The sequence below is a fragment of the Streptomyces sp. WMMC940 genome, from assembly GCF_027460265.1.
Lineage (GTDB): Bacteria > Actinomycetota > Actinomycetes > Streptomycetales > Streptomycetaceae > Streptomyces.
The window spans coordinates 1,295,181-1,321,821 of the sequence record NZ_JAPZBC010000001.1; the positions used below are offsets into that span (position 1 = coordinate 1,295,181).

Consider the following 26,641-nt stretch of genomic DNA (forward strand, 5'->3'; position numbering starts at 1 on the left):
GGACCTCGGGACGGGGCCGGGACCGCCCGCCGGAGGGGACGGGGACGCCACTCCCCCGGAGCGGTGGCGGACCGCGCCGGGCAGCCCGTAAGGGCGTGCCCGGCGCGGTCCGCCGCTGTTCGGGCGAGCACCCCGGCACCGGCAGGTGGTCTTCGGCGAGCGCCCCGCACGGACAGGCGCGCCCTTCGGGAGGGCGCGCCCGGCGCGGCAGACTCCCTCCGGCAAGCACGCCCGGCGCCCCCGGGGCCCGTCGGTGGCGCTTCCGTGGGGCACAGCACCGTTCGACCCCTCGGCCCTCCGACGGGCGGCGTTCGGCGGGCGTCATCCTCCGGCACGCGTCACATCCTCCGACGCGCGGCGGTCGGCGGGCGTTGAGCCGTCGGTGGGCGGACGGTTCGCTTCGGGGCGGCGTGTACGCCGGCTACGGCCCGGCCCCGGCGGTTCCGCCGACGAACACGCCCACCCGCCCCGGAGCCCCGTCGGCGGACGCGGCTACCGGGCCCGGGGCCCGAGGAGTTCCGCGAGACCACGGCGCGTGGCGGCGACGACCACGCGGTCACCGGGGCGCAGCAGGTGTCCCGGGTGGAGGTCGAAGAGCAGACCGGTGGTGTGGTGCGTCCCGTCGTCGGGCGGGGCGGCGGAGAGGTCCGGACGCCGGTCGCCCGGCGCCGTCATGTCCAGGGCGAGCACCCGCCATCTGCCCGGACTGATCGCTTCTGCGATCGTGTGGCCCTCCAGCTGCGGCAGGTCGGCCACTTCGAGTGCGGCGAAGAGGAGCACCCGGCGCTCGACGGAGACGGCTCCAAGTACCTGACGGCCCATCATGGCTCCGGCGAAGGCGGGGGCGGAGAGCGACGTCACGCTTCTGCTGCGGGTGAGTGCCCCGGGATGCGCGGCACGCAGCGTCCGGTAGACGGCGGTGGCGAAGTCGTCGTCGTACAGCCGCAGTGCCACCCGGAGGTCGGGGGCGATCGAGCGGGCGTAGAGGGCGGCTTCGAGATTGGTGGTGTCGGAGCTGGTGAGGGCGAGCAGCGCGTGCGCCCGGTGGGTCCTGGCGGCCTCGAGCACGCCCTCCTGTGTGACGTCCCCGATGATCACGGGCACGCGCAGCCGGCGGGCGAGGGCCACGCCGCGCGCCTCGGGGTCGTTCTCGACGCAGACGACGGGCGTGCCGAGCTCACGCAGCCGGCCGAGCACACGGGTGCCGACCTTGCCGAGGCCCAGCAGGACGACGTGCCCGCTCAGACCGCGTGGAGGCCGGCGCAGGGCGGTCGCCGAGCGGAAGGAGCTGAGTGCTTCCAGCACGGCGGCGACGAGCAGGGGCAGCAGGAGGAGTCCCACGAGCCCGGTCAGCAGCTGAAGGACCTGACGGTCGGGCTCCCCGCCGACCGCGGGGTCGTTGATGGAGAAGAGGTCGAGGAGCGTGATGTAGGCGGCGTGGAGCGGGTGGCCGCCCATGGTGAGCCAGGACGCGACGGCCAGGGCGGTGACGGCCGCGCCGACGCCCGCGAACGACCAGCGCACCCGGCGGGAGAAGAGCTCCCGGAACGGCAGTGCGGGACCGCTCAGACGGCTGCCGGGCCCGGCTTCCGGGCCGGTGACGGCTTCGAGCACGATCCTCCCGCGGCCGGACGCCGCGGCCACGGCCCCGTCGTCGGGCAGCAGGAGCGGCCCGTCGGAACCGCTGCCGTCGGATCCCTCCACGCCGGCGGGGTCGCTGCTGGTGGAGGACAGCAGCGCCAGGGTGCACAGACCCTGGTCCACGGTCCCGCCGCGTCCCGGCGGGGGCCTCTCGGAGGTGCGCAGGAGCAGCCCGTCGGCCTGGACGATCTTGCTGGTTCCGGTGACGGCGGTCGCGGCGAGCGCCGGAGCGGCGGTGTCGGCGTCCGACAGGACGGTGGTGGACGCGTCGATGTCGTCGGCGTCCATCCCGGGTACGGCGAGTACGGCCGCCTGGTCCAGCAGCTCCTCCAGGTGCTGGCCGAGCTTGCGGTTGTAGAGGCGGATGACCAGACGCAGACGGGGGTTCAGCCGGCGGGCGGTGAGCGCGGCACGGATGTTGGTCTCGTCGTCCTCGTGCACCAGGGCGAGCGCCTGCGCGGTCTCGACCCCGGCGTCCCGGAGCGCGACATCGTCGGGATCGTCCGTTTCCCTCACGGACACGGGCATCTCCTCCGGACGACCGGCTCCGCCGTTCACGGCCGAACGGCCCGCTCCCGTACGGACGATGCCCGCCGACACCCTGCCGAGGAGGGCGAGGGCCCGGCCGCCCGACGGGGCGTTCGCGTCGGCGGGCGGACCCGTGGACGAGCGGCTGGGCGGGACGAGGAGCGTGACCTGCTGCCGGTAGACGTCGCGGAGTTCGGCGGCGAGCCGATGGGCGAGGGCGTCGTCACCGCTGACGAGCATGTGGCCCGGGGCGGGCCGCGCCTGCTGAGGAATGGGATGCACATGCCATACATTGCCGTGCCGTCCCCCCGCGGCGCACCTCAACACGGTCTCGGGTCGGGTCCGTTGGCCTGCCCGAGGCGTCCCTGCGCGGGCCGGACCGTCGGGTACGGGCGTGACGGAAGTCTTACGTCCTGGCGTGGGAGCGGGCAGGCGGCGGAGACGGCCCCTAGCGTCGGCGGCATGCGCGTACTCGTCACAGGAGGCGCCGGCTTCATCGGCGCACACATCGTCTCGGCACTCATCGGGCGGGGGCACGAACCGGTGGTCCTGGACGCCTTGCTGCCCACCGCGCACCACGGGCCTCCGGCCCCGCCGGAGACCGGGTTCGTCCACGGCGACGTCCGCGACACGACCGTTCTCGCGGCGGTTCTGCACGGAGTGGACGCGATCTGCCACCAGGCGGCGATGGTGGGGCTCGGCAAGGACTTCGCCGATGCGCCCGGCTATGTGAGCTGCAACGACCTGGGGACGGCGACGCTCCTCGCCGCGGCGGCCGAGGCGCGGGTGCGTCAGGTGGTGCTCGCCGGCTCGATGGTCGTGTACGGGGAGGGGCGCTACACATGCCCCCGCCACGGCGCGGTGCGGCCGGGGCCGAGGTCGGCGGCCGATCTGGCGGCGGGGCGGTTCGAGCCGGCGTGCCCGCGGTGCGGCGCGGAACTGGCCCCGGGTCTCGTCGACGAGGACGCCCCGTGCGACCCGCGCAACGTGTACGCCGTGACGAAGCTGGCGCAGGAGCACCTCACGGCCGCATGGGCACGTGCGACGGACGGCCGGGCCGTGTCCCTCCGTTACCACAACGTCTACGGGCCGGGGATGCCCCGGGACACCCCGTACGCGGGAGTGGCCTCCTTCTTCCGGTCGGCGCTGGCCCGGGGTGAGGCGCCCCGCGTGTTCGAGGACGGTGCCCAGCGACGGGACTTCGTCCACGTCCGGGACGTCGCCGAGGCGAACGTCGTGGCCCTGGAGGCGGTCGCCGAACGGGAGGCGGGCGTTCTCACCGCGTACAACACGGGCAGCGGGGAGCCCCGCACCGTCGGCGAGATGGCGGCGGCCCTGGCGGCCGCGTGCGGAGGGCCCGACCCGGTCGTCACCGGTGAGTTCAGGCTGGGGGACGTCCGGCACATCACGGCGGACTCACGCCGGTTGCGCCGCGACCTCGGATGGTCGTCCCGCACGGGATTCCGCGAGGGCATGGCCGAGTTCGCCCGTGCGGCGCAGCGCGCACCCGGCGCCGCACACGCCGCCGGCACTTCGCCGTCCTGAGTCCGGGGCCCGAGGACCAGGCGTCGGCGAGACGGCGGGGCGATCGCCGTGCGGCGGCTGCCGGGCATCCAGCGCGGCCCTGCCGGCTGCGGCGCGGGCGGCCCGCCCGACAGCGCAACGGCCCTGCCCCCGCGCGGACACCACCGGCGGCGGCGCGGGACGTCCGGTCACCGCGTCGCGCCGCTCCCGGCCCCCGGTACGCGGCACCCGGCGGACCGCGGCGGACGGGGTGCGTTCCGGCGACGCGGTACGGCACCGCTGCTCACGGAGGATGACGTCCGCGTTTCGTAAGGGGTCGATGTCCGCTTTGTTCGCCGCCGATTCGTACGGTGAAAGTCGTGACCACTGACGTCGTACTTCCCTGTCTGAACGAGGCCGGGGCGCTGCCCTGGGTCCTCGAACGCGTCCCCGCCGAATGGCGCGCCATCGTCGTCGACAACGGCTCCACGGACGGCTCCGCCGGAATCGCCCGCGAGTTGGGGGCGACCGTCGTGCGCGAGGAACGGCGGGGCTTCGGGGCGGCCTGCCACGCGGGGCTGCTGGCCGCGGAGGCGGACATCGTGTGCTTCTGCGACTGCGACGCGTCCCTGGACCCCGGACTCCTCGTCCCCTTCGTCCGTGCCGTGGCGGAAGGCGAGGCCGACCTGGTGCTGGGGCGGCGACGGCCCGCCGGCCGGGGGGCCTTCCCGGCGCACGCCCGCGCGGGGAACCTCGCGCTGTCCTGGATGCTGCGCCGGCGGACGGGTCTGAGGCTCCACGATCTGGGTCCGCTCCGGGCGGCGCGCCGCGAGGGGCTGTTGGGGCTGGGTCTGACGGACCGTCGCAGCGGCTATCCGCTGCAGATGGTGGTGCGTGCCGCGGACGCCGGCTGGCGGGTGCGGGAGGAGGACGTGCCCTATCTGCCCCGGACCGGGAAGTCGAAGGTGACCGGGACCTGGCGCGGCACCTGGCAGGCGGTGCACGACATGCGCCGGGTGCTGGGCGAGGCCGGTGGTGCCCGGTGACCACGCTTCTCGTCATCGCCAAGGAACCGGTACCGGGCCGGGTGAAGACACGGCTGTGCCCTCCCTTCAGCCCGGCGCAGGCGGCGCTGCTCGCCGAGGCCGCGCTCGCCGACACCCTCGCGGTGGTCGCCGGGCTTCCCGCGGAGCGTCGTGTGCTCGTCCTGGACGGGACGGCCCGCGACTGGCTGCCGTCGGGCTTCGACGTGGTGCCCCAGGGCACGGGCCGGCTCGACGAGCGGCTGGCCGCGGCGTTCGCCCTGTGTACGGGCCCGGCGCTGCTGGTGGGGATGGACACCCCGCAGCTCTCGGCGGACGTCCTCGCTCCTGTGCTCGCGCCGCGGGCGTGGCACGAGCACGACGCCTGGTTCGGGCCCGCGGCCGACGGCGGCTTCTGGGCGCTGGGACTGGCCGCACCGGATCCGGAACTGCTGCGCGGAGTACCGATGTCCGTGCCCGGGACCGGGGCCGCGCAGCGCCGCCGGCTGGTCGGCGCCGGTCTGCGCGTGGGCGACCTGCCCACCCTGCGCGACGTGGACACCGCCGCGGACGCGCGGCTGGTGGCCCGGGAGGCGGCGGGAAGCCGGTTCGCGGCCGTGTACGCCCGGCTGGTCCCGGCGTCGACCGGACCGGACCGCGCGGACCGGTCCCGGACCCGGCCCGCCGCCGCGCGACCCGGAGACGGTCGTTCGCCGGCGGGTCCGCGATGACGGCGACCGCGTGGCGCGCCGACCCCTACACGAACGCGCTGCGCACGGGCCGCGGGCCGCTCTTCCTGCGTCGTCGCGACGGGTGGTTGCTGCCCCTGGAGGTGGAGCGCTGGTGCGAGGGACCGGACTCCGCCGACCTGACCGTGCTCAGCCGCTGCCACGGGCCCGTGCTGGACATCGGCTGCGGCCCCGGCCGGCTCGTCGTCGCGCTCGGGGCGAGGGGACGCCGCGTGCTCGGGATCGACGTGAGTCCGGAGGCGGTGGCCCGTACCGTCCGGGCGGGCGGAACGGCCCTCCTCCGGTCGGTCTTCGAACCGTTGCCCGACGAGGGCCGCTGGGGAACGGCGCTGCTGATCGACGGCAACATCGGCATCGGCGGAGACCCGGCCGAGCTCATGCGGCGCGTGTCCGAGGTCACCGCGCCCGGAGCGGTGCTGATAGCCGAGACCTCCGCGGAGGACGAGGACGCCGACGAACGCGTCGAGGTCACCGTCGTCAACGGCAGGGGGGAACGCGGGGCCCCGTTTCCCTGGGCGCGCCTCGGGGCCCGCGCCCTGTGCGAGCACGCGGCGGGCGCCGGCTGGACCCCGGCCGGGCGGTGGACGGCGGCCGGGCGCAGCTTCGTCGAACTGCGCGGCTCCGCTCAGCGCCGCGGGGCCTGACGCGCCCGCCCGCCGTCGTCCTCCGTGTCCCGCGGTCCGCGGCGAAGCCTCCGGACGATGAGGACCAGGCAGGCGACGCCGGCAACCGCTCCCAGCACGATCACCAGGTTCCGTCCGTAGGGCAGGGGCAGGGCCGACGGGTTGGGCGGGGTGCCGGGGCGGAGCAGCAGCGGCAGCGTGATCAGCACGAGGGAGCCGCCCACGACGAGCGCCCCGCGCACCACGCCCCGGGCGGGCAGGGCCGCGACCAGCATCCCCACGCCGAGAACGAGCGGAGCGAGCACCGCGTCGTGCAGCACGAGCGCTCCCCCCAGCCACACCACCACTCCCCAGGCGTCGCGGGCGGAGAGGACCAGCCCCGTGCCCACGGCCATCAGCACCACCCCCAGGCCTCCGACGGCGTACCGGAGCAGCGCGGGGCGTGGAAGCCGCGGCATCACAGGACCTCCAGTCGGGTGACCCACTTCGTCTGCAGCACACCGGGACGGTTCGGGGCGATGATCCGTGCCGGGAAGCCGTGGTCGGCCGACAGCACCTGTCCGTTGAGGGTCAGCGCCAGGAGGGTCAGCGGGTCGTGGGCGTACTCGCGGCCCATCTCCATCACGCGGTAGGCGCCCCGCACCTCCAGCGAGACCACGCGCAGCCCCGCGTCCCCGTCGGCGCCCGCGCGCTCCAGGAGGTCCCGGACGCGTACGCCTCCCCAGTGCGCCGAGGCGCTCCATCCCTCGACGCAGGCGATCGGCAGTACGGCCTCGGCCTGTGGAAGTGCCCGCAGTTCGTCCAGGGTGAGCGTGTAGCGGCGCGGCCCCAGCACCTCCAGGCGCCAGTCCCGGACCATCGCGGCGGTGACGCCCGCGGCGGCGGCCGTCCGGTTCACCGGCAGCCCCTGCGGACCGATCCCGGGATGTCTCGGTGCCAGCAGGTCGAGTCTCTTCAGCGGAGTGAGCGCCTGACCGACGGTGGTGAGGGTCACGGCGGTGACCGCCGCGCCGACGGCCACGAGCAGCGACCTGCGGTCCGGGGCGTCCTCCGGCGGCAGTGTGAGCGTGCCGGGCGACCTGCGGCTCCAGTGGTCCCTGATCTCTGGCGCCTTGACGGCCACGTGCAGCAGCACCGCACCGGCGACCAGCCAGGCGACGGCGAAGTGGACCGGTACGAACGAGAACGGCCACGGATACCACTCGACGATGTTCAGCAGCCCGGTGAACAGCTGGAACACGGCCGCGGCGACCAGGACCCCCACCGAGAGCCGTTCCAGGCCGTGCTTCACGGAACGCACCGGCGGCCACACCCACAGCCGCGGGTACACCGCCCAGAGCTTCGCCAGGAGCAGCGGGATGGCCGCCAGGCCGGAGGCGACATGGAGCCCCTGGGTCAGCCGGTAGCCCCACACCGGCCGCGACGGCAGCTCGTTCGCGAGCCATCCGGGCGGGTGCTGCAGGTAGTGGCTGATGAGGCCGGTGAGGAAACACACGGCGATCGCGGCGCCCAGCCAGCGGCCGATCGCCGTGGCCGTTCGGGCGTCGTGGAGTCTGCCGGAGAAGGACGGTGCCCGTAGTCGCGGTCTCATGTATCCATGAGACCGCCGGGACGGCCCGGACGGCGGCTCGGACACCTTACGAAACGCGGACGGCGCATCCCACGTGCCGTTCCCGCGTCCGCGGCGCTGCCAGGCTGGGCGCCATGACCAGCCGCCGCACCGCCGCGACCGTCCTGCTCCTCGCCGGCCTCGTCGCCGTGCTCGTCGGCACCGTGCGCGCGGACGACTACCACTCCGCCCCCGGACGTCTGTCCCTGTGGTACGCGGCCGCCTGGCTGCTCTTCGCGGCGGTTCTGTGGGCGCTGCGGAAGGTCCCGGACCGGACCGCGGTGGTGCTCGTCATGGCCGGCGCGGTCGCCGTCGCCGCGACGGGTCTGGTCGCACCGCCGCGCACCAGCACCGACTCCTACCGGTACGCCTGGGACGGCCGGGTGCAGGCGGCCGGCATCTCTCCGTACGACCACGTGCCCGCGGCCCCCGAACTGGTCCCGCTGCGCGACGCCTGGCTCTTCCCCGAGGGCCGTGCCGCCTGCGCCGGACCCGACCGGGCGGCCGTGGGCGACGGCGTGTGCACCCGGATCAACCGGCCCCGGGTGAACACCGTCTACCCACCCGTCGCGGAGGGCTACTTCCTCCTGGTGGAGACCCTGTCGCCCGAGGGCGCGCGGCACAAGCCGCTGCAGACCGGCGGGGCGTTGCTCTCGGTCGCCACCGCGGCCGCGCTGCTGCTGATGCTGCGTCGCCGCGGTGCGCCGTGGAGAGCGGCCTACTGGGCCTGGTGCCCGGCGGTGCCCGTCGAGGCGGTGAACAACGCCCACGTCGACGTGCTCGGCGTGCTGTTCTCCGTCGCCGCCCTGGCCGCCGTCGTCCGGCACAGGGCGGCGGGCGGGGCCCTGCTGGGCGTGGCCGTGGCGACGAAGCTGCTGCCCGCCGTGCTGATCCCGGGCGCGCTGTCCGGCGTGCGGCGCGCCCGGGACGCCCTGGCCGTGCTGCTGCCGGCGGCCGGCGTCGTCGTCGTGCTCTATCTGCCGTACGTGTTGGCGTCGCGGGGCTCGGTCCTCGGTTTCCTCGGCGGCTACGTCCGGGAGGAGGGTTACGACGACGCTTCCGCCAGGAACCGCTATGCGCTGCTGCGTCTGCTCCTGCCGGACGACTGGGCGCTGCCCGCCGTGGCCGCGGCGATTCCGGCCGTCGTGGCGTACGTGGTCCTCCGGGGGGACCCGCAGCGGCCGTGGAGCGGTGCCCTGGTGGTCACCGGGACCGCCTTCCTCCTCATGACGCCCGGCTATTCCTGGTACGCCCTGCTCCTCGTCGCCCTGGTCGCCCTCGACGGCCGCTGGGAATGGCTCGGCATCGCCGTCGCCGGAGCGGCGAAGTACGTCACCGGCCCCGCCTTCCCCGGGCACGGCGACACCGTGGGCACCATCGCCTACGCGACTGCGGCGGCCGCGGTCCTCGCCGGGTGGGCGCTGCGCGGGCGGACCGCCCGCGGCCGGCCTTCAGGGACTCGTCCGTCCCGACCTGCGGCCTCCGCGGAGCCGTCGGGAGGCAACGGGAGGAGCGCATGATCACGCACCCGTCCTGACGGGTCGTCGGGCACCGGTCCGGGCGCGGACACGACGGCGTGACGGCGGGACCGGTCGCCCCACGGCGGACCGGCCCCGCCGTACCGGGGGAAACCGGGTCAGCTCCTCAGCGGCACGATCGCGGTGGGGGCGTGGCCCGGCTCCGTCGCGATCTCCTCGAACTCGGTGACGTCGCTGATGTCCGCGGTCCGGCTCATCGCGATGTTGGTGATCCGTTCCAGGATCGCCTCGACGACGACCGGAACCCGGTGCTCGGCGGCGAGCTTCCCGGCCTGCTCGAAGGCCGCACCGAGTTCGCTCGGGTCGGTGACGCGGATCGCCTTGCAGCCCAACCCCTCGGCGACCTTGACGTGGTCGACCCCGTAGACGCCCAGCTCCGGGGAGTTGATGTTCTCGAACTCCAGGTTGACCTGGAAGTCGATGTCCAGGCCGAGCTGCGCCTGCCGGATCAGTCCCAGGTAGGAGTTGTTCACGAGGACGTGGACGTACGGGATCCGGTGCTGCGCGCCGACCGCCAGCTCCTCGATGAGGAACTGGAAGTCGTAGTCGCCGGAGAGGGCGACGACCGGGGTGTCGGGGTCGGCGGTGGCCGCGCCCAGGGCCGCCGGGATGGTCCAGCCGAGCGGGCCCGCCTGACCGCAGTTGATCCAGTGGCGCGGCCGGTAGACGTGCAGCATCTGGGCGCCGGCGATCTGGGAGAGGCCGATGGTGGTGACGTAGCGCGTCTCCGGGCCGAAGGCCTTGTTCATCTCCTCGTAGACGCGTTGCGGCTTCATGGGGATGTCGTCGAAGTGCGTACGGCGCTGCAGGGTGGCCCTGCGCTCCTGTGTGGAGGCGGCCCATGCGGAGCGGTCGGGCAGCCTTCCGGCCGCCTTCAGCTCCTTGGCGACCTCCACGAAGAGCTGCAGCGCGGCCCCGGCGTCCGAGGTGATGCCGTAGTCGGGGGCGAAGATCTTGCCGATCTGGGTGGGCTCGATGTCGACGTGGACGAACTTCCGGCCGTGGGTGTAGACGTCGAGCTTGTAGCCGGTGTGGCGGTTGGCCCAGCGGTTGCCGATGCCGAGGACGAAGTCGGACTCCAGGAAGTTCGCGTTGCCGTAGCGGTGGGAGGTCTGCAGGCCGACCATGCCGGCGTTGAGCTCGTGGTCGTCCGGGATCGTGCCCCAGCCCATCAGGGTCGGGACGACCGGGGTGCCGGTGATCTCGGCGAACTCGACCAGCAGATCGGATGCGTCGGCGTTGATGATGCCGCCGCCCGCGACGATCAGCGGACGCTCCGCCTCCAGCAGGAAGGAGAGCGCCTTCTCGATCTGGGCGCGGGTCGCGGCGGGCTTCCACACCGGAAGCGGCTCGTACGTCTCGGGGTCGAACTCGATCTCGGTGAGCTGGACGTCGATCGGCAGGTCGACGAGGACCGGGCCGGGGCGGCCGGAACGCATCAGGTGGAAGGCCTGCTGGAAGACGCCGGGGACCTGAGCGGCCTCCAGGACGGTCGTGGCGGCCTTGGTGACCGGCTTGGCGATCGACGCGATGTCGACGGCCTGGAAGTCCTCCTTGTGGATCACGTTCGTCGGCGCCTGGCCGGTGATGCACAGGATCGGAATCGAGTCACCGATGGCGGAGTAGAGACCGGTGATCATGTCGGTGCCGGCGGGACCCGACGTGCCGATGCAGACACCGATGTTGCCCGGCGCGGCGCGGGTGTAGCCCTCGGCCATGTGCGAGGCGCCCTCGACGTGGCGGGCGAGGGTGTGGTCGATGCCGCCACCCTCCTTGAGGGCCTTGTAGAAGGGGTTGATCGCCGCGCCCGGCACACCGAATGCGTGGCTGACGCCTTCACGCTTGAGGATCTCAACGGCCGCTCGGGCGGCGGTCATACGGGGCATGGAGTGCTCCTGCTTCGGCCTGGCGGATCGGGCTCTGTCGCGCCACCTGAGAGCGTCGATTCCGTGCTGGTTCCCTGATCGTCTTCCGTAGCCTCGCGGCTTCTTCCATAATGCGGAAGACATCTTCTACTATTCGGAAGTAATGTAGGTGGCGTGCCGGACCGCGTCAAGGGAAGGGCGGGCCGCCGATGGCCGAACTCCCTCCCCAAGGGTTCGCGGTTGGTGGACGATGGAGCACGAGGCGTGCCCGGAAGCGCCGGAGGGGGACGGACATGGGAGATCACGTACCGGTGCGCTGTCCGGTGTGCCGCCGCTCGCACACGTTCGCGTCGCCCGTCTATCCCTGTGCCTGCGGGGCGCCGTTGGCACCGCCGCTGCTGCAGGGGGCGCCGGCCGAACCGATCCGCCACCGCACCTGGACCGACGACTGGGTCACCGTGCGCTGCCTGGCGTGCGGGCGACAGGACCAGTGGCCGCAGCCGGAGCTCGGCTGCCCCTGCGGCACGGTGCTGCGGATCCCCGTACGACCGGTGACCGCCACGCCGGAGTCGTCGGAGGGCGCGGCCGCGGCGCACCGGACCACCACCACCGCCTCGGGCGCCGGAGGCGCCTTCGCGGCCTCCGGGACCGGCGGGCCGGGTGGGGCGGGTGACCCGGACGGACCCGGCGCCTCCGACTCGGTCACCTTCGCTTCCCGGGATTCCGGGCCCACGGATCCGGCCGATCCGGTCGTCCCGCCTGCCAAGACCCCGCTGCCGTCCGGCTCCGCGGACGGGACGGCGAAGGACGTCCCCCTGCCCGTGCCGCCGCACGCCGTTCCGGCGACCCGCCCCGCCTTCCGTCCGGTCACGATCCGCACGGCACGCGACGCGGTCACGGCCGCTGCCCTCTATCTGCGCTGGCTGGGTTTCCAGCAGGTCGTACAGCCCGAGGAGCGGACCACGTCCGGGATCGATCTGCGCGCGCGGGGACTCGTCGCCCAGGTGGACCCGACCACCCGGCCCGTCACCCTGCGCGCGGTGGAATGCCTCTGGCTGAACGGGCTGAACTCCTCGGCCAGGAGCGTCGTCTTCTCGCTCGCGGGCTACTCGGCGGACGCCCGCGCACGAGCGGACGACCTCGGAGTCCCCCTGTTCGCCATGGATCTCACGGGCGCGCCCGAGCCGGTGAACGGACCGGCGAGGGACCTGATCTCCACGGGCGCCTGACCGGGCCGTCCGGAGCCGACGGTCGGGGAGCCGGGGCTCAGCGTCCGTACGTCGTGCGCAGTTCCACCTTCCGCACCTTTCCGCTGACGGTCATCGGGAAGGCGTCGAGGATCTCCAGCCGCCGGGGGATCTTGTAGTGGGCGAGCCGTTCGTGGCAGAACGCGGTGAGGTCCTCCAGCGTCGGCGGGTCGGCCGGGTTCCGGGGGACGACACAGGCCAGGATCTCCTCGCCGTACCTCTCGTCCGGGACGCCGACCACCTGGACGTCCGCGACCTTGGGGTGGCCGTACAGGAACTCCTCGATCTCGCGCGGGTAGACGTTCTCCCCACCGCGGATGATCATGTCCTTGATCCTTCCGACGATCTGGACGTATCCGTCCTCGCGGATCACGGCAAGGTCTCCCGTGTGCATCCAGCGTCCGGCGTCGACCGCCTCAGCGGTCCTCTCCGGCTCGTTCCAGTAACCGAGCATCACGCTGTACCCGCGGGTGCACAGCTCACCCGCCTCGCCCCGGGGAACGGTGACCCCGCTGACCGGGTCGACCACCTTGACCTCGAGGTGCGGGAGAACCCGGCCGACGGTGCCGGTACGCCGCTCCAGGTCGTCCTCGCGCCGGGTCTGGGTGGACACCGGGGAGGTCTCCGTCATCCCGTAGCAGATGGACACCTCCGCCATGTTCATCTCCGAGACGACCCGCTTCATCACCTCCACCGGGCAGGGGGAACCGGCCATGATGCCGGTGCGCAGCGAACTCAGGTCGTACGTCGCGAAGTCCGGGAGGTTCAGTTCGGCGATGAACATCGTCGGGACGCCGTAGAGCGATGTGCAGCGCTCCTCCTGCACCGCGCGGAGCGTGGCGGCCGGGTCGAAGGAGGGCGCCGGGAGGACGATGCAGGCACCGTGCGAGGTGGCCCCGAGGTTGCCCATGACCATGCCGAAGCAGTGGTACAGCGGCACGGGGAGACACACCCGGTCCTGCTCGGTGTAAGCGATCATCTCGCCCACGAAGTAGCCGTTGTTGAGGATGTTGTGGTGGGAGAGGGTCGCCCCCTTGGGGAATCCGGTGGTGCCTGAGGTGTACTGGATGTTGACCGGGTCGTCGCAGGACAACTCCGCCGCGCGGGCCTCCAGTTCTTCCGGCCCGGCGGCGTCCGCCGACGACACCAGTGCGTTCCAGCTGTCGTCGCCGATGTAGTGCACCGACCGCAGCACCGGGCAGTCGCCCCGGACCTCCTCGACGATCGCGCGGTAGTCGCTCGACTTGTGGGAGAGGGAGGCGACCAGCAGGGAGATCCCCGACTGGTTCAGCACGTACTCCACCTCGTGGGCGCGGTACGCGGGGTTGATGTTCACCATGATCGCGCCGATGCGTGCCGTGGCGTACTGGACGAGCACCCATTCCGGACAGTTCACGGCCCAGATGCCCACCCGGTCGCCCTTGGCGACACCGCGTGCGAGCAGCGCCCGGGCCAGCTCGTCGACGTCCGCGCCGAGTTCCGCGTACGTCCATCGGCGTCCGGACGGGACGTCGACCAGCGCCTCCCGCTCCGGATGCGCCTCGATCACCCGGGCCAGACTGCGGCCGATCGTGTCGCCCAGCAGCGGGAGGGTGCCCGTGCCGTGCGTGTAGGACAGGGTCATCGGAAGTCCCCCTCGTCGTACTCGGCCGTGGAGCCCTGGGCCGTGCGCTCACGGAGCTCGATCCTGCGGATCTTCCCGGAGACGGTCTTCGGCAGCTCGGCGAACTCCAGCCGCCGGACGCGCTTGTACGGCGCGAGGACGGCCCGGCAGTGCTCGAAGATCTGCCGGGCGGTGCCGGCGTCCGGCTCCCAGCCCTCCGCGAGCACCACGTACGCCTTCGGGACGGCGAGCCGCAGCGGGTCGGGCGCGGGCACGACCGCGGCCTCGGCCACCGCGTCGTGCCCCAGGAGGGCGCTCTCCAGCTCGAACGGCGAGATCTTGTAGTCGGACGCCTTGAAGACGTCGTCGGTGCGGCCGACGTAGGTGATGTAGCCGTCGGGGTCGCGCGCACCGATGTCGCCGGTGCGGTAGTACCCGCCGGCCATCACCTCGGCCGTACGGTCGGGGTCCCCGTGGTAGCCGGTCATCAGCCCCACCGGGTCGGCCGACAGGTCCAGGGCGATCTCCCCCTCGTCCGCGCCGGGCTTTCCGCTGACGGGGTCGAGGAGTTCGACGCGGTACCCGGGGCTGGGGCGGCCCATCGAGCCGGCCTTCAGCAGCTGTCCGGGGCTGTTGGAGACCTGGACGGCCGTCTCGGTCTGCCCGAAGCCGTCGCGGATGGTCACGCCCCAGGCCCGGCGCACGGCCTCGATGACCTCGGGATTGAGCGGTTCACCGGCGGCGACGACCTCGCGCGGCGGGGTGCGCAGCTGGGTCAGGTCCGCCTGGATCAGCATCCGCCACACCGTCGGGGGCGCACAGAAGCTGGTCACGCCCGAGCGGTCCATCTCCGCCATCAGCCGGCCGGCGTCGAAGCGGGCGTAGTTGTGGATGAACACGGTCGCCTCCGCGTTCCACGGGGCGAAGAGGTTGGACCAGGCGTGCTTGGCCCAGCCGGGCGAGGAGATGTTGAGATGGACGTCTCCGGGCTTCAGCCCGATCCAGTACATGGTGGCCAGATGACCGACCGGATAGGACACGTGCGTGTGCTCGACGAGCTTGGGCCGCGCCGTCGTACCGGAGGTGAAGTAGAGCATCAGCGGCTCGTCCGCCCGGGTGGGGCCGTCGGGAGCGAAGCTCTCCGGCGCCGCGTGGGCGTCCTCGTACGGCAGCCAGCCCACGGCGCCGCCGCCGACGGCGATCCTGGTGTAGGTGCCCGGCACCTCGTCGAACTTCGCGGTGTCGTCGGTGCGGGCGATGACGTGCCGGACCCGGCCGCGCTCGATGCGGTCCCGCAGGTCGGCGGTGCCGAGGAGCGGCGTGGCGGGGATGACGACCGCCCTGAGCTTCATCGCCGCGAGGGCGGTCTCCCACAGCTCGGCCTGGTTGCCGAGCATCACCAGGACGCGGTCGCCGGCGCCGACACCCTGCCGCCTGAGCCAGTTCGCGGCGCGGTCCGAGCGGGTCCGCACCGCGTCGAAGGAGAGCACGGTGGCGGTGCCGTCCTCCTCGGCGATGTGCAGCGCCGGGCGGTCGTTGCCGTCGGCGACCGCGTCGAACCAGTCCAGCGCCCAGTTGAACCGCTCGAAACGGGGCCAGGTGAAGCCCTCGTACGCCGCCGCGTAGTCCTCCCGGTGCCGGAGCAGGAAGTCCCGGGCCGCCCGGAACCTCGCCGTCTCGTCGCCTGACGTCATGTGTCCTCCTCGTTGCGGGACCGCTCACAGGCATCGTGTAATCAGTGACGCAGGTCTCACTACCCCCGTACGGGGGTGCTCCTTCCCCCTCGTGGGGGTGGTGTGCTGTCGGGAGGACCGGAACCCATGACATCGGCGAGCTCGGCGACACGGGGGCCGGACGCGGTGGAGATACGGGCCGCGCTGCTGCGGCTCCGCCGTTCCACCGGCCTGCGGATGGCGTTCGGCGGGCTGCTGCAGGAGCCGCTCGGGATGCGGATAGCGGAGCTGAACGGCGCGGTGACCGGAGCACTGCGTGGGCTGGTCGCCCGGTCCGGCAGCGGTCTCGGCGGCAAGGCCATCGCCCTCTCCCGCCCGTGCGCGGTGACCGACTACGGCGAGGCCCGGCACATCAGCCACGAGTACGACGTACCGGTGGCGGCCGAGGGCCTGCGCTCGGTGCTCGCGGTGCCCGTCGTCGTACGCCGCAAGGTGCGCGGCGTGTTGTACGGGGCCGCCGACCGTGCGAAGGGCCGCAGGCCGAGGCCGTCGCACAGACTGTGGGTTCGGAGGGTGCAACGCATCGTGACCATGCGGGACTCCATGAGCCCCGAGGGCTCCCGCGGACCCGGTCTCCCGGCCCGGCCGGGAGGGGGACTCCGCGGCCGGGTCGGGGCGCGGACGCACCGGCGGTCCGCCATGCCGCCGCCGGTGAGCCCGGATATCCTGCCCGTGCCGGTCAGGAACGCATGTACACGGCGTGAGCGCGGGTAGAGGGGCGGGTAGCAGAGCGCGGCGTGCGCCTCGCTCGCACGGGAGGTGACCCAGGATGCCCCGACGAACCCGTTCCGCCCCGGCCCCGAAACGGCAGTCGTGGCGCCGCCGGGTCTCCCCCACCGCTTCCCCGCCGAGGCCCCCGGAGCCCGCGGCGCCGGCGGCGGCGGCCGAACGGGCACGTGCGGAGCAGGACCGGCGCAGCATCGTCCAGGCGGTGCTCTACCGCGACGGGCGCCGGGTCTCGTCGCCGTCGTCGCTCGCCGAGACCTTCCGACTGCTGAGGGACGACCCGGCCGGGATGGCCTGGATCGGCCTCCACCGGCCGACCGACGCGGAACTACGGGCCCTGGCGGAGGAGTTCGACCTGCACGAACTGGCCGTCGAGGACGCCATGGAGGCCCACCAGCGGCCCAAGCTGGAACGGTACGGGGAGACCCTCTTCGTCGTCCTGCGCGCCGCCCGCTACCTCGACGCCCTGGAGGAGGTCGACTTCGGCGAGTTGCACGTCTTCGTCGGCCGCGACTTCGTGATCACGGTCCGGCACGGGGCGGCGCCGGACCTCTCGGCGGTCCGCCGCCGCATGGAGGCCGACCCCGAACTGCTCGCCCTCGGCCCCGAGGCGGTGCTGTACGCCATACTCGACGCGGTCGTGGACGGGTACGCGCCCGTCGTCGCCGGTGTGCAGAACGACATCGACGAGATCGAGACGGAGGTCTTCGGCGGCGATCCCGCGGTGTCCCGCCGCATCTACGAACTGTCCCGCGAGATGGTCGAGTTCCAGCGCGCGACCCGGCCGCTGGTCGGCATGCTGCACGGCCTGATGGCGGGTTTCGCGAAGTACGGCACGGACGAGGAACTCCAGCGCTACCTCCGCGACGTCGCCGACCACGTCACCCACATCAGCGAGCGCGTCGACGGGTTCCGCCAGGCCCTGGCGGACATCCTGACGGTCAACGCGACATTGGTGACGCAGCAGCAGAACGCGGAGATGCGGGCGCTGGCGGAGGCGGGCTTCGAGCAGAACGAGGAGATCAAGAAGATCTCGGCGTGGGCGGCGATCCTCTTTGCCCCCACGCTGGTGGGAACCATCTACGGCATGAACTTCCAGAACATGCCCGAGCTGAACTGGGGGTTCGGCTACCCCTTCGCGATCCTGCTGATGGCGGCGGTGTGCCTGACCCTCTACTTCGTCTTCAAGCGGCGGGACTGGCTCTGAGTCCCTCTTGCCGAGCTCAGCTCTTGTGCGGCCTTTGCTCTCGCACCGTTCACGGATCGGGGTGAAATCAGCCCTGGGGAGTCTCTGGGGAGAAGTGATCCGGGTGATCTCCTCTACCTGCCTCTGTTACGCCTCTGACCAGCACTTTTACCCTCCTGAAGCCGCTGGGGAGAATCCGGGGAGAATCCGCCGACGGCACGGGCCCTGCGTCAGCGACTCCATCCCTATCCCGTTCCCCGCAAAGCCTGCCGCCGAGCGCCCTTGCCCCCATCTGCAACGGACACAGACAGTGACATTGACTCCTTGGTTGAAGCCACCAGCCCGCGACCCTATGCGCCCGCCATAATGGAGGCATGGCCTCCCACCCACAGCACACCGGACCCGGGCCGAGGATTCTCTCGGGCGCAGACGCCGAGGACCTCGCGCTGTACCGGGAAAAGTTCCGGCGCCGTCTGCCGGAGTCACTTGACGAGCTGCACGGACCGGCCCAGGGCGTCGTGGAGCTGCCGCTGCACCTGGCCTGGTCCGGGATGACCTCGTACGGCCTGGACAAACCTCGCCAGCGCATGGGCCTGTACCGCACCGTCCTGCACGAGGGCCTGCACGACGACCTGCCCCGCTACCTCAACCGGGATCTGCTCCTCGAGCTATGGCCCGTACTGCGCACCCTCGTCGGCCGCACCGTGCGCACCGTGTGGGAGGACGCCTTCCCCGAGCTCGCCTCCCGCACCCGGGCAGCCGCGTGACGGACATGCCGGAGCTGCACACGCGGCTCCTGGCGGATGTGATCGCCCTCGGCTCGCCGTATCCCCTGGTCCTCACCGGCGGGTACGCCGTGCGGGCGCACCGCCTCGTGAACCGCCCCAGCCAGGACCTCGATGTCGCCACTGAGAACCCGGCACCCATGGCCGACATCGCAGCCGCGCTCTGCAGCGGCCTGACAGCCCGGGGCTGGAAGGTACAGGCGTTGGAGACTGCCCCGCTGTCCGCTCGCTTCACCGTGACGGACCCCGCCACCGGGCAGGAGTGCGAAGTCGACATCCTCAAAGAGATCTTCTGGCGGCCCGTCGCCCAGAGCCCGTACGGGCCTGTCCTCGCCGAGGAGGACGTGATCGGGACCAAGGTTCGCGCCCTGGCTGACCGAGGAGCGCCACGCGACCTGATCGACGTGTACGCAGCCTCCCACCGCTGGAGTAACGCCGAGCTCGAAGAGTTCGGTCGCCGACACGCCCGCGGCCGTTTCGAGCGCGAGGACCTCCAGGCGAACCTAACGGGCGCCGAGTGGACCGACGACGAAGCCTTCACCGCCTACGGCCTCGACGAGACCACCATTAGCGCTCTGCGCGCCTGGGCCGTGGAGTGGGCCGACGACCTCGCGACCCGTCTGCTCGAAGAGTCCCATGACCGCGACATCGACTGATCACGCCCAGGCGAGACTCCATCTGGCAGGTACCCCCGTGCCAGTAGATCCGTTGCGGAGCGGAAAACCGTTCCTCAAAGGTCTCTACACTCACACCGACCCGCCGGGTTCACTCTCCAACGGCATCGCGGGCAGACGGTCTTCGAGGACTCGCCGAGCTTCTGCGAGCTGTGACTCGGCACGTTCCAGAGCAGCGATCAGCTTCGGGAGCCCTGTGCCTGGGGCCGGATCGTCATCGGCACCATCGGTGTACGTCTCGAGGGTGCGTGCCAGCCGAAGGAGGGCGTCCCGCGCCGCTCGTTGTTCGTCCTCTTCGAGATGCCCAGAGACCTGATCACCCATATTTCTGCAGGTCAGGGCCTCCCAGGTGGCGCCCACGAACCCCGCAGCACTTCTCCGGCCGCCGTGATGGGGCCATGTCCTCCAGCCCACAGCACCCCGCACCCGCGCCGAGAGACCTCTCGGGCGCGGACGCCGAGGGCCTCGCGCGGTACCGGGAGAAGTTCCGGCGCCGTCTGCCGTCGCCGGACGAGCTGCACGGGCCGACCCGCGGCGTCGTGGACTGCCGCTGCAGCCGAGGGACCGGGCGGGCGTTCTTCCCGGTCCGGATGCTGAGCCGCCGGTCAGCATCCGGACCGTCGGGGCGGCTCAGCCCTTGGGCAGGGTGTAGGTCTTCGCCGCGGGGACCTCGCGGGCCGGTTCGACGTTCGCGAGGCCGCCGGGGGCCGTCTTCGCCGGCTTGTGGATGAAGGACTGGTACGTCGCCGGCTTGGCGCGGTCCGAGAAGTCCAGCGGCACGCCGAGCACCGTGAGCTCGGACTGCTTGCGGTGAGCCGCCGCTATGCCCTCGCGGGTCAGGTCCTTCGCCCGGCAGGCCGCCTTCAGGTCCTCGCCGAGGACGCTGATCGCGTTCCAGCCGCTGACGACACCGGCGTCGAGCAGGTCCTTCGGGTACTTCGCCTTGTAGTCGTCGGCGAGCTTCTTCATCGCCGGGTTGTCGGCGCTGAACGCCGGGGCGGGGCTCACCACCTGGAGCATCTTCTCCAGGGCGGGACCGACCGGGGTCGCCAGCAGCTGCGGGGCGAAGCCCGGCGAGCTGGTGAGGACCGGGACGGCGAAGCCCGCGGCGGCCGCGGTACCGACCAGGGCGGCCGTCTGGCGCGGGCCGGCACTGATCAGGATCGCCTTGACGCCGGCCTGCTTGAGGGCGGTGACCTGGGCGGTCAGGTCCTGGTCGGTGGGCTTGATCTTCTGCCCGACGATCGTCAGCTTCTGGTTCTCGGCCGCGTACGTGGCACCGGCGAGCGCGTTCTCGCCGTACTCGCCCTCGAAGTAGACGTGGCCGATCTTGTCGCCCGCCTTCAGCTTGGCCGTGCGGACCACGAAGTCGACGCCGTTGATCATGTCGACGTCATACGTGGAACCGACCACCTGTACGTACTCGCGGCCCAGCAGGGTGGAGGCCCAGGCCATCGGGAACGTGAGCAGGTGCTTTGACTCCAGCTCCTGTTGGAGCGAGGACACCACGGGAGAGCCGACCATCTGGGACACGGCGGCCACGTTCGGCTCGGTCTCGGTGAACGCGGACACGGCCTTCTGCACGTCGTAGCCGTGGTCCTTCACCGTGATCTCGACGGTCCGGCCGCAGATGCCGCCGGAGGCGTTGAGCTGGTCGACGTACAGCTGCTGGGCGTTGACGATGCTCCTGCCGAGCGAGGCGTACGGGCCGGTGAGGTCGGTCAGCGCGCCCAGGGTGATGGTCTTCTCCGTCACTCCGGGGCCGGTCTTGATGCCGTCGCTGCCGGCGCTGTTGGCGTCGGTTCCGCTCTTGGTGCTGCAGGCCGTGGCGCTCAGGGCGAGTGCGGCGATGACGGCTGCGGCCGGGGCGAGTCGGGTGTGTCTCACGGGGTGTGCTCCTTCGGGGTGGTGCGGGTGCGGAGAGGGGAACGCCGGGTGCGGGGGGAGCCGTCGCCCTTGCGGCGCGGCCGTCGGTGGGCCAGTCCGGCCAGGCCGCCGGGGGCGAAGATCAGGACGAGGACGATCGCGGTGCCGTAGAGGTAGCGGGCCGCGTCGCCCGGGGACACGCCCGATCCCGTGGTGCCGGGAGCGGTGAGCAGGGGCAGGTCGTCGGCGTACTTGGTGAGCAGGTGGGGGATCAGGGCGACGAAGACCGCGCCGCAGGCCGCGCCGCCGACCGAGCCGAGGCCGCCGATGACGATCATCGCGAGGTAGTCGATGGACAGCAGGAGCCCGAAGTGGTCGGGGACGACGCGCTTGAACACCAGGGCCAGCAGGGCACCCGCGGCGCCCGCGTACATCGAGGAGATGATGAACGCCGAGGCGCGGTAGCGGGTGAGATGGACTCCCATGACGGCCGCGGCGACCTCGCTGTCGCGTACGGCGCCGAGTGCGCGGCCGGGGCGCCCGCGCAGGAGGTTGTGCGCGGCGAGCCAGGCCACGGCGACCAGGGCCAGGCCGACGTACCACAGGCGCTCCAGCCCGCCGAAGGGGACGCCGATGACGGTGAGACCGTCGGGTGAGGTGTCGGTGAAGGAGAAGCCGAGGATGTCCAGCGGCGGTACGGAGCGGCCGTTGAACCCGCCGGTGACATGCGGGGCGTTGAGCATCATGTGGTGGCCCAGGAAGACCAGGGCGAGAGTGGCGATGCCCAGGTACATGCCGCGCAGCCGGCCGGAGATGGGGCTGAAGAGGCCGCCCGCCGCACCGGCGAGGACGATGGCCAGCACGAAGGCGAGCACGGGCGGGAGCCCGAGGCCGTACAGGCTGCTGGAGCCGGTACCGGACGGCTCGGACGCCAGCCACACATAGCCGTACGCGCCGACGGCGAGGAAGAAGGCGTGGCCGAGGGAGAGTTGTCCGGTCGTCCCGGAGAGCAGGTTCAGCCCGATGGCGCCGATGACGGCGGCCATGGCGAACAGGCCCGTCTGGAGCCAGAAGGAGCTGACGTAGAAGGGCAGGGCCAGCAGGACCAGCACGCCTGCGGCGAGGGTGGCCGCACGCCGCCCGCGCGGGGAGACCTTGCCGGACCGACTGCCGGGGGCGGACGGGGAATGGGGGGCCGCGGCGGGAGCCGTCACGGTGCCCGTAGGTTCCGTGGGTTTCGTGGGTTCGGCAGTGGCGCGGGTGTCAGACACGGGTCAGCTCCTTCGATCCGAAGAGGCCGGTGGGCCTGACCAGGAGCACGAGCACCATCACGAGGTAGGGGGCCACATCCGGGAATCCGGCGCCCAGGACGCTGAGTTCGTTCTGGTAGCCGGCGGCCATCGCCGCCGTGAGGCCGATCACCAGGCTTCCGACGAGCGCGCCGACGGCCGAGTCCATGCCGCCGAGGATCGCCGCGGGGAAGGCACTCAGGGCGATCTGACTGGTCGTGCGATCGAGTCCCGGTGCGGGGAAGGCGGCCAGGAACACGGCGGCGACGGCGGCCAGTGCCCCGGCGACGCACCAGGCGATGAGGCGTACGCGGTCAAGCCGTATCCCCATCAGCGCCGCGGCCTCCGGGTCGGCGGCCGCGGACCGCATGGACAGGCCCCAGCGGGACCAGCGGAAGGCGGCGAAGAAGGCGCCGATGACGACGACCGCGACGACGATGCTCGCCATCCGCGCATCGGCGACGGTGATGCTGCCGAACCGGGTCACATCGGCGCCCCAGGGGTCGCCCATGGTGAGGTAGTCGGCACCGACCTGCCGGTTGAGTTCGGTGCTGAGCAGGACGTCCACGCCGATGGTCAGGATCGTCAGCGTGTGGATCTCCGCGCCGCGCAGGCCGCGGGCGGCCAGGAGCTGCACAAGGCCGGCCAGTGCCGCGGCGAGCACGGCGCCGACGAGGACGGCGGGGATGAAGCCGATGGCCTCGTGGAGGCGGGCCGTGACATAGCCGCCGAAGAGCAGAAGGGAGCCGTGCGCGAAGTTCATGACGCCGGACGCCTTGAAGATCACGACGAAGCCCAGGGCTATCAGCGCGTAGACGGAGCCGAGCGCGAGTCCGTTGAGGACGGTTTCGGCGAACTTGATCATGATTCTTCCTCCGAGTCGCACTCGGTGTCCTTGGCGGGGTCCGAGGCGGCGGCCGTGGCACGTCCCGGGTCCGGCTCGCCGTCCGGTTCGGTCCCGTCCACCGGCTCGGGTGCCGGGATGGGCTCCGGCTCGGGTGCCGGGCCGGCTTCCGCCTCGGGTGCCGGACCGGGTTCTGGTTCGCGTGCCGGGCCGGACTCTGGACCCGGTTCTGTTTCCTGGACCGGAGTGCCGAGATACGCGCTGATGACCACCCGGTCGTTCTGGATGCGCTCGGGCGGTCCGTCAGCGATGAGCCGGCCGAAGTCGAGCACCGTCACCGAGTCGGCGATCCTCATGATCAGGCCCATGTCGTGCTCGACGATGAGGATCGAGATCTTCAGGGCGTCACGGACCCGGGCGATCGTCTCGGCCATCGCCGAACGCTCGGTCGGGTGCATACCGGCGACGGGCTCGTCGAGCAGCAGCAACTGAGGCTCCATGCACAGCGCGCGCGCCATTTCCACCCGCTTGCGGTCACCGTAGGCAAGCCCGGCGACCGGCTTGTCGAATGCGGGGCCGAGCCCCAGGAAGTCGGCGATCTCGGCGGCCCGCTCCCGGTGGCGGCGCTGCTCGCGCACCGTGTGCGGCAGTCGCAGCGCGCTCGCCGTGAAGCCCGCCCGGGTCAGCCGGTGGCGGCCGAGCATGAGGTTGTCGGCGACTGTCCCGTGGGTGAGCACGATGTTCTGGAAGGTGCGGGCGACACCGAGCTGCGCGATGCGGTGGGGTGCGAGGCGGGTGAGGTCCTTGTCCGCGTACCGGACGCTTCCGGCGGTGGCTCGGTAGACGCCGGAGATGACGTTGAAGCAGGTGGACTTGCCCGCGCCGTTGGGGCCGATGAGGGCGTGGATCGTGCCGGGCGGGACCGTGAAGGAAAGGTCGTCGAGGGCGACCAGGCCGGAGAAGCGCACGGTCAGGTTCTCGACCGTGAGGGCCGGGACCGGGTCGGGCCCCGCGTCCGGTCCTGGGGCCGTGGCGGCCTCGGGGGTGGTGGCCGTCGCGTCGACGCTCATCCGTTCCACCTGCCGAGCTCGGTCAGTCCCGGTCCGGTCACGGCCGGAGTGCTCGCGGACGTCGCGTACCGCGCGTCGGCGTCGGGCGCGCCGCAGCCGGTCTCGTAGCTCTCGCCCAGATACAGCCGCCGCACCTCGTCCGCCGCGGCGAGATCGGCCGAGGCCCCCTCCAGCCGCACCTGGCCCACGTCCAGCACCGACGCGCGGTCGGACAGTTCCAGCGCCATGGCGGCGTTCTGCTCGACGAGCAGGATCGAGGTCCCCCGGGCGTTGATCTCACGGATGATCTCCGCGATGCGTCGGACCATCAGCGGTGCGAGGCCCAGCGAGGGCTCGTCGAGGAGGAGCAGGCGTGGCCCGGCCATCAGCGCGCGGCCCATCGCGAGCATCTGCTGCTCTCCGCCGGACATCAGCCCGGCGGCCTGCCGCCGGCGTTCGGCCAGTACCGGGAACTGCGTGAAGACACGGTCGCGGTCGGCTCGCAGCTCGGCGCGCGAGCGGCGTGCCGACCCGAGGAACCCGGCCTTGAGGTTGTCCTCCACGGACAGGGCGCCGAAGATCCGCCGGCCCTCGGGCACCTGCACCACCCCCGCGGCGACGGACCGCGTGGCGTCGCCGCTCAGCCGTACGCCGTCGAAGTGCACGGTGCCGCTGTCGACCGTGCCGCGGTGCAGGGCGAGGGTCCCGGAGACCGCCCGGAGCAGTGTGGACTTGCCCGCGCCGTTGGAGCCGAGCACGGCGACGATCCGGCCCTGCGGGACGGTCAGCGACACCCCGTGGAGCGCCTGCACGGACCGTCCGTAGCTGACGTGCAGATCACTGACCCGGAGGGTCCCGGCCTCGGTCTCTGGTGGGCTCATCTGGGCGTTCTCCTTGCTTCTCGGCGAGCGGGCGCCGGACTGGAGCGCTACGGGAACACGGCGGGGGCGGGGCGTCCATGGACGGGGAACGAGCCGCTGTCAGCTCCCAGCCGGGGCGCGCCGCGCTTGTGAGGGGGCACAATCCGTACCTCCTGCTGTGCGTGGGTCATCACGATTTGGCAGAGGTCCCGCCCCAATACGTGACCGACTGCTTAGCATGTGGATTCCTTGAAGGTGCGCCGCCGCCACACGCCGATCGCCGACCGGTGGAGCACCCGCACCTGCTACCCGCGCAGCACAAGACATGGCGACCCGCCGTGGTGTCCCAGCACGCCCCGTCCGTCTGGAGGGTCCATGCACACCAGTTCCGTCCGTGGCTCGGTCCGCCCTCGCGTCACCACCGTCGGTCCGCTGCCCCAAGCCGCCGCCGAGCCCTCGCCGCTCCAGCTGTTCGACCACGCCTGCCGGCGCCTTCTCGGGCGGGGCGCCTCCTTCACCGACTCCGTGGTGCACCAGATCCGCACCGAGGTGCCGTACTACGCCGACCCGGTACTCTCGCCGCCCGACCTCAAGCAGTCCGCGGACACCGGCATCCGCTTCGCGCTGGAGGCCGCCCTCGACCCGGGCCGCATCGTGGACATCGAGCGCTACACCCGTGAGCTCGGCATACGCCGTGCCGAGGAGGGCCGCCCCCTCGACGAGGTGATGCACGCCTTCCGGGTGGCCGGCTCGGAGGTCTGGAGCGGGATCATCAGCGTCGTGGAGCGGGACGGGCTCGGCGACCAGCGTCATCTCGTGCACGTGGCGGAGCTGGTGTGGAAGATGAACGACCGCGACGCCGTCCTGGTCGCCGACGCCTACCGGCAGGTCGCCAAGGGCGTGGCCAGCCGGCACAACGAGCGGATGCGCCTGATCCTCGCCGCCGTCCTGGAGAGCCGTAACGACCCGGCGTTCATCCGGGACGCCGCGTCGATCCTCGATCTGCCGCCCGACGGACGCTTCGCGGTGGCGGAGCTGCGGGCCACGCCGCCCTTCGGTCGAGCACCCGACGCCGTTCCGGAGATCCCCGGCATGCGCGTCCTGCGCCACGTCGGCGCACAGCGCGATGTGCTCGTCGCCCACCTCGGCGACCGCCCACTCGACGCGCTCGCCTCCGCCCTCGACGCCGGACCAGGCATGCGCATCGGCATCAGCCCCGTCGTCCACGGCCTGAAGAACCTGCCCCGGGCGCGGGACTTGGCCGGACTCGCCCTGCGCACCTGCCGCGCGGACGGGGAGGTCGCCCAGCTCGACGCCCGTCTACCCGACGGTCTGCTGGTCTCACGGCCCGACCTGTCCGCCGAGCTGGCCCGAGTGCTCCGGCCGCTGTACGACCTGGAGCCCGCCGACCGCGAAACGCTGATCGACACGCTCGGAGTGTGGATCGAGAAGGGCGGCTCCGCGGTCCAGGCGGCCCGGCACATGCTGTGCCACCGCAACACGGTGCTGAACCGGCTGCGCCGCTTCGAGCAGATCACGGGTCTCGAACTGTCCCGCCCCCGCCACCTCGTACGGCTCACGCTCGCCTTCGACACGCTCCAACTGCTCGGGCCTGCTGCCGTCCTCGGCTGCGGGGACGCCTGGGACTCCGACCCGGAGAGCTGAAGCCGCGGTACGCCCGTCCGGCACGGGTACGGCCGC

The 26,641-nt window shown here is 72.3% G+C and carries 20 protein-coding genes and 2 pseudogenes; 11 read left to right on the forward strand and 11 right to left on the reverse strand.

Features of this window, described 5'->3' with window-relative positions; translation table 11 throughout:
* Window positions 1-492 precede the first annotated feature (492 nt).
* Window positions 493-2,409 carry a potassium channel family protein gene (locus O7595_RS05810; RefSeq protein ID WP_269732380.1) on the reverse strand — a complete coding sequence of 639 codons (1,917 nt, stop codon included), beginning with the start codon at window positions 2,407-2,409 and terminating at the stop codon, window positions 493-495.
* A gap of 222 nt (window positions 2,410-2,631) precedes the next feature.
* Here O7595_RS05810 and O7595_RS05815 point away from each other — a divergent pair, with 222 nt between their 5' ends.
* From O7595_RS05815 to O7595_RS05830, 4 genes are all read left to right on the forward strand, one after another.
* On the forward strand, window positions 2,632-3,714 hold the full coding sequence (locus O7595_RS05815) for an NAD-dependent epimerase/dehydratase family protein (protein WP_269727654.1): 1,083 nt from the start codon (window positions 2,632-2,634) through the stop codon (window positions 3,712-3,714).
* Between the two features lie 329 nt (window positions 3,715-4,043).
* Window positions 4,044-4,718 carry a glycosyltransferase family 2 protein gene (locus O7595_RS05820; RefSeq protein WP_443071566.1) on the forward strand — a complete coding sequence of 225 codons (675 nt, stop codon included), beginning with the start codon at window positions 4,044-4,046 and terminating at the stop codon, window positions 4,716-4,718.
* Entirely contained in the window at window positions 4,715-5,425 is a 711-nt protein-coding gene (locus O7595_RS05825) for a TIGR04282 family arsenosugar biosynthesis glycosyltransferase (protein WP_269727656.1), read from the forward strand. Before O7595_RS05820 ends, O7595_RS05825 begins: the two co-directional genes overlap by 4 nt.
* Window positions 5,422-6,087, forward strand: a complete 666-nt coding sequence (locus O7595_RS05830) for a class I SAM-dependent methyltransferase (protein ID WP_269727657.1) — start codon at window positions 5,422-5,424, stop codon at window positions 6,085-6,087. Before O7595_RS05825 ends, O7595_RS05830 begins: the two co-directional genes overlap by 4 nt.
* On the opposite strand, the gene O7595_RS05835 is transcribed toward O7595_RS05830, so the two are convergent.
* Together O7595_RS05835 and O7595_RS05840 are read right to left on the reverse strand one after the other, a co-directional pair.
* A complete protein-coding gene (locus O7595_RS05835; RefSeq protein ID WP_269727658.1) occupies window positions 6,069-6,524 on the reverse strand; it encodes a hypothetical protein in 456 nt (151 codons plus the stop codon). The genes O7595_RS05830 and O7595_RS05835 overlap by 19 nt on opposite strands.
* Window positions 6,524-7,657 carry a molybdopterin-dependent oxidoreductase gene (locus tag O7595_RS05840; RefSeq protein ID WP_269727659.1) on the reverse strand — a complete coding sequence of 378 codons (1,134 nt, stop codon included), beginning with the start codon at window positions 7,655-7,657 and terminating at the stop codon, window positions 6,524-6,526. Before O7595_RS05840 ends, O7595_RS05835 begins: the two co-directional genes overlap by 1 nt.
* Before the next feature lie 113 nt (window positions 7,658-7,770).
* Between O7595_RS05840 and O7595_RS05845 the strand changes: the two genes are divergently transcribed.
* The gene (locus tag O7595_RS05845; RefSeq protein ID WP_269727660.1) at window positions 7,771-9,195 is read left to right on the forward strand and encodes a glycosyltransferase 87 family protein; all 1,425 of its coding nucleotides are present in this window, start codon (window positions 7,771-7,773) and stop codon (window positions 9,193-9,195) included.
* A 116-nt stretch (window positions 9,196-9,311) separates the two neighbouring features.
* Here the strand turns inward: O7595_RS05845 and gcl are convergent, their stop codons facing one another.
* The gene (gene gcl, locus O7595_RS05850; protein WP_269727661.1) at window positions 9,312-11,099 is read right to left on the reverse strand and encodes a glyoxylate carboligase; all 1,788 of its coding nucleotides are present in this window, start codon (window positions 11,097-11,099) and stop codon (window positions 9,312-9,314) included.
* 302 nt (window positions 11,100-11,401) lie between these two features.
* Here gcl and O7595_RS05855 point away from each other — a divergent pair, with 302 nt between their 5' ends.
* Window positions 11,402-12,307: a hypothetical protein gene (locus O7595_RS05855; RefSeq protein WP_443071822.1), complete on the forward strand. Its 906-nt coding sequence runs from the start codon at window positions 11,402-11,404 to the stop codon at window positions 12,305-12,307.
* A gap of 37 nt (window positions 12,308-12,344) precedes the next feature.
* On the opposite strand, the gene O7595_RS05860 is transcribed toward O7595_RS05855, so the two are convergent.
* Window positions 12,345-13,949: an AMP-binding protein gene (locus O7595_RS05860; protein WP_269727663.1), complete on the reverse strand. Its 1,605-nt coding sequence runs from the start codon at window positions 13,947-13,949 to the stop codon at window positions 12,345-12,347.
* Window positions 13,946-15,622: an AMP-binding protein gene (locus tag O7595_RS05865; RefSeq protein WP_269727664.1), complete on the reverse strand. Its 1,677-nt coding sequence runs from the start codon at window positions 15,620-15,622 to the stop codon at window positions 13,946-13,948. The genes O7595_RS05860 and O7595_RS05865 overlap by 4 nt, the downstream gene beginning before the upstream one ends.
* Window positions 15,623-15,748: 126 nt before the next feature.
* Here O7595_RS05865 and O7595_RS05870 point away from each other — a divergent pair.
* The 4 genes and pseudogenes from O7595_RS05870 to O7595_RS05885 all read left to right on the forward strand — a co-directional run.
* Window positions 15,749-16,117, forward strand: a pseudogene (locus tag O7595_RS05870) (GAF domain-containing protein); the annotation flags it as partial.
* 313 nt (window positions 16,118-16,430) lie between these two features.
* Window positions 16,431-17,594, forward strand: a complete 1,164-nt coding sequence (locus O7595_RS05875; protein WP_269727665.1) for a magnesium and cobalt transport protein CorA — start codon at window positions 16,431-16,433, stop codon at window positions 17,592-17,594.
* Window positions 17,595-17,947: 353 nt separating this feature from the next.
* Window positions 17,948-18,340: a hypothetical protein gene (locus O7595_RS05880; RefSeq protein ID WP_269727666.1), complete on the forward strand. Its 393-nt coding sequence runs from the start codon at window positions 17,948-17,950 to the stop codon at window positions 18,338-18,340.
* 5 nt (window positions 18,341-18,345) lie between these two features.
* Complete coding sequence (locus O7595_RS05885) at window positions 18,346-19,014, forward strand: nucleotidyl transferase AbiEii/AbiGii toxin family protein (RefSeq protein ID WP_269727667.1); 669 nt, start codon at window positions 18,346-18,348, stop codon at window positions 19,012-19,014.
* Between the two features lie 648 nt (window positions 19,015-19,662).
* Here the strand turns inward: O7595_RS05885 and O7595_RS05890 are convergent.
* The 5 genes and pseudogenes from O7595_RS05890 to O7595_RS05910 all read right to left on the reverse strand — a co-directional run bounded on the left by O7595_RS05890 (window position 19,663) and on the right by O7595_RS05910 (window position 24,961).
* Complete coding sequence (locus O7595_RS05890) at window positions 19,663-20,919, reverse strand: ABC transporter substrate-binding protein (protein ID WP_269727668.1); 1,257 nt, start codon at window positions 20,917-20,919, stop codon at window positions 19,663-19,665.
* Window positions 20,916-22,169: a branched-chain amino acid ABC transporter permease gene (locus O7595_RS05895; protein ID WP_269727669.1), complete on the reverse strand. Its 1,254-nt coding sequence runs from the start codon at window positions 22,167-22,169 to the stop codon at window positions 20,916-20,918. The genes O7595_RS05890 and O7595_RS05895 overlap by 4 nt, the downstream gene beginning before the upstream one ends.
* On the reverse strand, window positions 22,162-23,052 hold the full coding sequence (locus O7595_RS05900) for a branched-chain amino acid ABC transporter permease (protein ID WP_269727670.1): 891 nt from the start codon (window positions 23,050-23,052) through the stop codon (window positions 22,162-22,164). Before O7595_RS05900 ends, O7595_RS05895 begins: the two co-directional genes overlap by 8 nt.
* A gap of 224 nt (window positions 23,053-23,276) precedes the next feature.
* Window positions 23,277-24,101, reverse strand: a pseudogene (locus tag O7595_RS05905) (ABC transporter ATP-binding protein); the annotation flags it as partial.
* On the reverse strand, window positions 24,098-24,961 hold the full coding sequence (locus O7595_RS05910) for an ABC transporter ATP-binding protein (RefSeq protein WP_269727671.1): 864 nt from the start codon (window positions 24,959-24,961) through the stop codon (window positions 24,098-24,100). The gene O7595_RS05910 and the pseudogene O7595_RS05905, both read right to left, overlap by 4 nt.
* Window positions 24,962-25,315: 354 nt before the next feature.
* On the opposite strand from O7595_RS05910, the gene O7595_RS05915 reads away from it, so the two are divergent.
* The gene (locus tag O7595_RS05915) at window positions 25,316-26,605 is read left to right on the forward strand and encodes a PucR family transcriptional regulator (protein ID WP_269727672.1); all 1,290 of its coding nucleotides are present in this window, start codon (window positions 25,316-25,318) and stop codon (window positions 26,603-26,605) included.
* Window positions 26,606-26,641 lie beyond the last annotated feature (36 nt).